Genomic DNA, 4,862 nt, shown 5'->3' with positions numbered 1-4,862 from the left:
TATGCAGTCAATCACACTTTTATATTAAGTCGATGATTAACAATCATATTGACCGATAAAATAGAAATAAGTCACTTATTCAAATTTCTAGTTAATCTTAATCTTTGACCAGATCTATTACTTAGCTTAGCTAGGCTATTCAAGCCAGATATATAGTAAGAAATTAAGCCAAACTTTTCTTTAGGCAATAAAAAAAGCCCACATTGCTGTGGGCTCTTCCCCTTTATCATTTTGCGCTGATTCAGGATTGTTGACGAAATGTACAGCGGTCAAACAATAGCCAATTCATGACAAATATAAATATATATAAATTAAATATCTATCCATCCATAAAAAGTCTGAATTGTGATCTTTGGAGTCAATAATTTCCTAGTTGAGCTTAATGAAGCTTTATTTTAGGCAACAAAAAAGCCCATCTTTCGATGAACTTATACAAAATAGCACCTAGCAATGAGTGTGTTATCAGATCATCTTATCAATCTAATCCACATGACTGGTTGCCTATATAAGTCTTCCTTATTCCACTTATTGATCTGAATACTCTTTAATAAGATTACTTTTCCAAATTATCGACTCCATCTCGGTGCATAATATTGATCGCTATCATCCTGCTATTCACCTTGATCTCTACTCCAAATCTTTAAACTTTTAAACGAAATGAGTGATCTAAAAATCAGCAAAACTTTCCTTGATCATGGAAAATAATAATATTGCGCAAACCGTGAACAATAGCCCGATCAAAGCAAATAAAGGATCCTGATAAATAAGACCTAAAACCATTAGAGAAACAGCAAGGATGACAAGGAAAATAATGCCGCATATTTTAAAGAGATACATATCCACAACCTAAAGCAAAAGCTATGCTTTCAAGAAGCAATTTTTGCTCCTTTTTTAAATAATTTTTATGTTTATTATCTATATAAATTGATCAATATTCTATTTATTGGTACGAAGCTAGTATATGAAATACCGATATACTCAGTAATCATATTTCGAACAAAATTCAGAAATTTAGACATTAAAAAGCCACCCTAAAGAGTGGCTCAATGATTAAATGTTTTTATTGATATTCGATTATAGCGGTCACTATTTTCAAATAAGAATTTTAATAAATATTCTTTCTTTACCCGAAATAATCTCGACATGCATTCCTCCATGAAAGGTCAAAATATTCCTGATCTATCTGCCGTCTTTCAATCAGTACAATATTTTTATTCACTAAAATAAACCTCCGATGCTTCATTTCATTCGTAGATTTATCTCTGAAACTAACCTCACCACATTCTCCCTCTTGTTGATGAAATTGAACCAGATCTGAATTCGGTAAAGCATTCCTTACCATCTCCCTAAATTTTTTTAAATCCTCATCCTGTAGGATCTTAGAGTCAGCTTCTTGCTGGGTATTTGGTTGACTACACCCCAGAAGTATTAAAGCTACAAGAGGCAAGATAATTAGTTTTTTCATAAGCTGTTCTCCTGAGAAAGAGGATCACATTATTTTTAAAGTATGGCCATTATTAAAATGAATAGTTTTGTAAACCATTCAACTTTATCAATAAATTTAATCAGGAAAATCTAGAACAGATGAAAAGGAATAGTAGCTAAAAAAGCTTGCTGTTTCTCTGAAAATAGCAAAGTTCTGAAAATTATATAAGACTTGTCAGAGATGACTCTACTGAGAAAATGAGAGACCTCACAACCTTCTCTTGCTAGTAGTGAGGTCCTTTAAAGAGATTATTCAACAGGATTTGCTGCTTGACTGTCTACCTGTTCATTCTGAGGAGCAGGATTGTTTGAACCGTCCTTTTTGTATTTCATTTTCTTATAACAATAACCTGCAAGTACACCTGCACCAATTAACGTTAATAACTTCATCTTTCACCTCATGCTCATAAATGCAAGCCTATATAACTAACATCTATATTTGTAGCTTTCCAAAGCCATTTGGAGTGTTTTTTTAAATAAAAAGTTAAATTATGTATATCTGTATACATTAAATAAAATTTTAATCTTTTCATAATATTAAATTTACTTAAGATATTATTGAGTTAAATATTTTTAGGCTCTAAATATATACTTATAAAATAAAAAATCCTGCTTGCTGATTAAAATCCAACTTACGATATTCAAATTGTTTTGCACCTATCTCTCTTATATTTTAATTCTCATGATAGATCATCATGAGAGCGTTCGCCCATGTGTTCAAACTATGAATTTCCCTCAAAAAGCCGTCTCTCTTTATTAGACATTCATGAAGAGCAACTTGAACTGGATATGAAAACGCATGTATATCCTTTGGCTCCCGCTCCCATCATTATGCGCGGTGCTGACGAGTTTGAACTGGATATCGCACGTTTCGGACTTATCCCTTTCTGGGCCAAAGAATTAAAATTTGGTCGGCATACTTATAATACCCGGACTGAAACGGTTGCCTCAAAAGCAAGTTTTCGGCATGCCTGGAAAAATAATCAGTTTGCCTTGGTGCCTGTAGATACGTTCTATGAACCCAAATACATTGATGGCAAATCTCATTGGTATGCAATATCTCGTGAAGACGGCGATCCTTTTACTGTTGCAGCCATTTATGATGATGCAATCATTGAGGGTGAAAAAGTTCGGTCTTTTTCGATGCTCACGATTAATGCAAATCAGCATCCTTTTATGAAACAATTCCATAATCCGAATGATGAAAAACGCTCGATTATTGTGATACCGAAAGAGTCAAGACAGGACTGGCTGCACTGCAATCATGAGGAAGCAAGTGAGTTTTTCTTCGAAATGCGGGATGAATTTATTGCAAAGCTACGAGATTCCCGTTTGTCGGAAAACTGAAATATAAAAGCAATTTAATTATTAGTATCTGATTTTAAAGCATTTAATTTATTTGTATAAAAACAAAGCAATCATTACAATCTTGATTAATGTAACAACAATCAAGAAGTAGCAGATTTATGATAAATTCGCATGGGGGCTTTAGAATTGGTGCAGGCAGAAAGAAAGCTGAAGAAACCAAAGTAATTCGTGTACCTGAATCTAAAGTTCTGGATATCAAAGCATACTTAAAATTACTTAAAAAAGAAAATGAAATCAGTGATATTCGCCAGTTTGATCCTGTTACTCAAATGGAAATTCCTCTGGTCACTGAACGCGTTCAGGCTGGTTTTCCCTCACCCGCACAAGACTATATTGATAAAAAACTCGACCTGAATGAATTCCTGATCAATAACGCTAATGCTACTTTTATTGTTCGTGCCAATTCACTGTCAATGTTGAATGCAGGCATTGATATCAATGACGCCTTGATTGTGGATCGTAGCATTGAAGCACAACACCGAGATATTGTGATTGCCTGTGTAGATAATGAATTTACTGTCAAACGGCTGATTATCGATGTAAAGGGTTGCTGGCTAAAAGCCGAGAATGACGATTATCCCGATATTCATCCTGTAGAAGGTCAGCAATTTGAAATCTGGGGTGTGGTCACCAACGTCATTAAAAAATTCAGATGAAATATCAGCAAGAAATCTATGCGCTGATTGATGTCAATAATTGCTATGTCAGTTGTGAGCGCCTATTTAATCCGAAACTGAATCATGTACCTGTGATCGTGCTGTCAAATAACGACGGCTGTGTAGTTTCACGTTCGCAGGAAGCAAAAGACCTCGGTATTACAATGGCTGTTCCACTCTTCCGGATCCGCGATATCGTCGAGCAGCATCAAATCCAAGTGCTATCCAGCAACTATGCCCTATATGCGGAAATGTCCAAACGCTTTCATTCCATTCTGTCTGAATATGTAGCACCTGGTGAACAGGAGGTTTATTCCATAGATGAATGCTTTTTGAAAATTACAGCTTATGCAAAAAATCATGATTTAACAGAATATGGTCAGGATATGCGACGGCGTATTTTGCAATGGATTGGCTTACCCGTTTGTGTCGGCATTGGCCGTTCCAAAACCGAAGCTAAATTAGCCAACTATATGGCCAAGAAAGCCAAACGCTTTAATGGGGTTTGCGATCTTTCTTCTATGCATCCACAACATAGAGATTACTTCTGGAGCTTGATTGATGTTGCTGAAGTCTGGGGGGTTGGGCGCCAGCAGAGTAAAAAGTTAAAGAACTTAGGTATACATACTGTTCTTGATTTAGCTCAGACCAATTGTCATCGAATCGGAAAATTATTTTCAATTGTTATGCAAAGAACTGTGATGGAATTACAGGGAATTTCCTGTATTGAACTGGAACAGGCATTCCAGCCCAAGAAGCAGATTATTTCTTCACGTTCATTTGGTTCCCGAGTAACAGATCTTGAAGCTTTAACGGAGGCTATGAGTGATTACCTGCAAAATGCTGTCAAACGCTTGAGAGAGGATCAATCCTTATGCGGTTGCATCATTGCTTTCGCTCAATCCAATCCTTTTGACAAGAACAGATCCTTTTATCATAAATCTATCAATATCGCTCTTCCTGAACCTACTGATTCTGCTGTTGTAATGAACCGGGCATTGATGCAACAGATGCATGAATTGTTTTCAGAAGGTGTCGAGTTTAAAAAATGCGGGGTTATTTTGACGGCGCTTGAACCTAAATCGGCCCATGTCTATGACTTGCTCTCTGATCATGCTCAGATCGAGAAAAATGAGAAACTTCAGAAAACGCTAGAAAAAGTAAAGGAAAGATTTGGCGATCAAAAGCTGGCGATTGGAGCAGCTAAAATGCCTGACCGGACTTGGACTATGTCTCAACAGCACCTAAGTCAGAATTATTTTAGTTGGGATGGATTATTGAAGATTGATCATTAATTTCATCTTCCGAGTAAAGTGAAGCAGAAATTTTCCGAGATGTCTTGTCCTGAAATAG

General features: G+C 35.9%; 5 protein-coding genes. 3 read left to right on the top strand and 2 right to left on the bottom strand.

What is annotated here, in order from left to right; translation table 11 throughout:
- Positions 1 to 1,123: 1,123 nt before the first annotated feature.
- Positions 1,124 to 1,465, bottom strand: coding sequence for a hypothetical protein (locus B4J23_RS12815; RefSeq protein WP_005235426.1), 342 nt, complete (start codon positions 1,463 to 1,465; stop codon positions 1,124 to 1,126).
- A gap of 269 nt (positions 1,466 to 1,734) precedes the next feature.
- Positions 1,735 to 1,875 (bottom strand): hypothetical protein, encoded by a 141-nt coding sequence (locus tag B4J23_RS12810; RefSeq protein ID WP_166135519.1) that lies wholly within the window; start codon positions 1,873 to 1,875, stop codon positions 1,735 to 1,737.
- Positions 1,876 to 2,196: 321 nt separating this feature from the next.
- Between B4J23_RS12810 and B4J23_RS12805 the strand changes: the two genes are divergently transcribed.
- The 3 genes from B4J23_RS12805 to B4J23_RS12795 all read left to right on the top strand — a co-directional run bounded on the left by B4J23_RS12805 (position 2,197) and on the right by B4J23_RS12795 (position 4,804).
- Complete coding sequence (locus tag B4J23_RS12805) at positions 2,197 to 2,832, top strand: SOS response-associated peptidase (RefSeq protein WP_291361114.1); 636 nt, start codon at positions 2,197 to 2,199, stop codon at positions 2,830 to 2,832.
- 119 nt (positions 2,833 to 2,951) lie between these two features.
- Positions 2,952 to 3,509: a LexA family protein gene (locus tag B4J23_RS12800; protein WP_291361112.1), complete on the top strand. Its 558-nt coding sequence runs from the start codon at positions 2,952 to 2,954 to the stop codon at positions 3,507 to 3,509.
- Positions 3,506 to 4,804 (top strand): Y-family DNA polymerase, encoded by a 1,299-nt coding sequence (locus tag B4J23_RS12795; RefSeq protein ID WP_291361110.1) that lies wholly within the window; start codon positions 3,506 to 3,508, stop codon positions 4,802 to 4,804. The genes B4J23_RS12800 and B4J23_RS12795 overlap by 4 nt, the downstream gene beginning before the upstream one ends.
- Positions 4,805 to 4,862 lie beyond the last annotated feature (58 nt).

The organism is Acinetobacter sp. UBA3025, assembly GCF_002367915.1.
Taxonomy (GTDB): Bacteria; Pseudomonadota; Gammaproteobacteria; order Pseudomonadales; family Moraxellaceae; genus Acinetobacter.
This window is presented reverse-complemented; position numbering and strand designations above follow the sequence as displayed.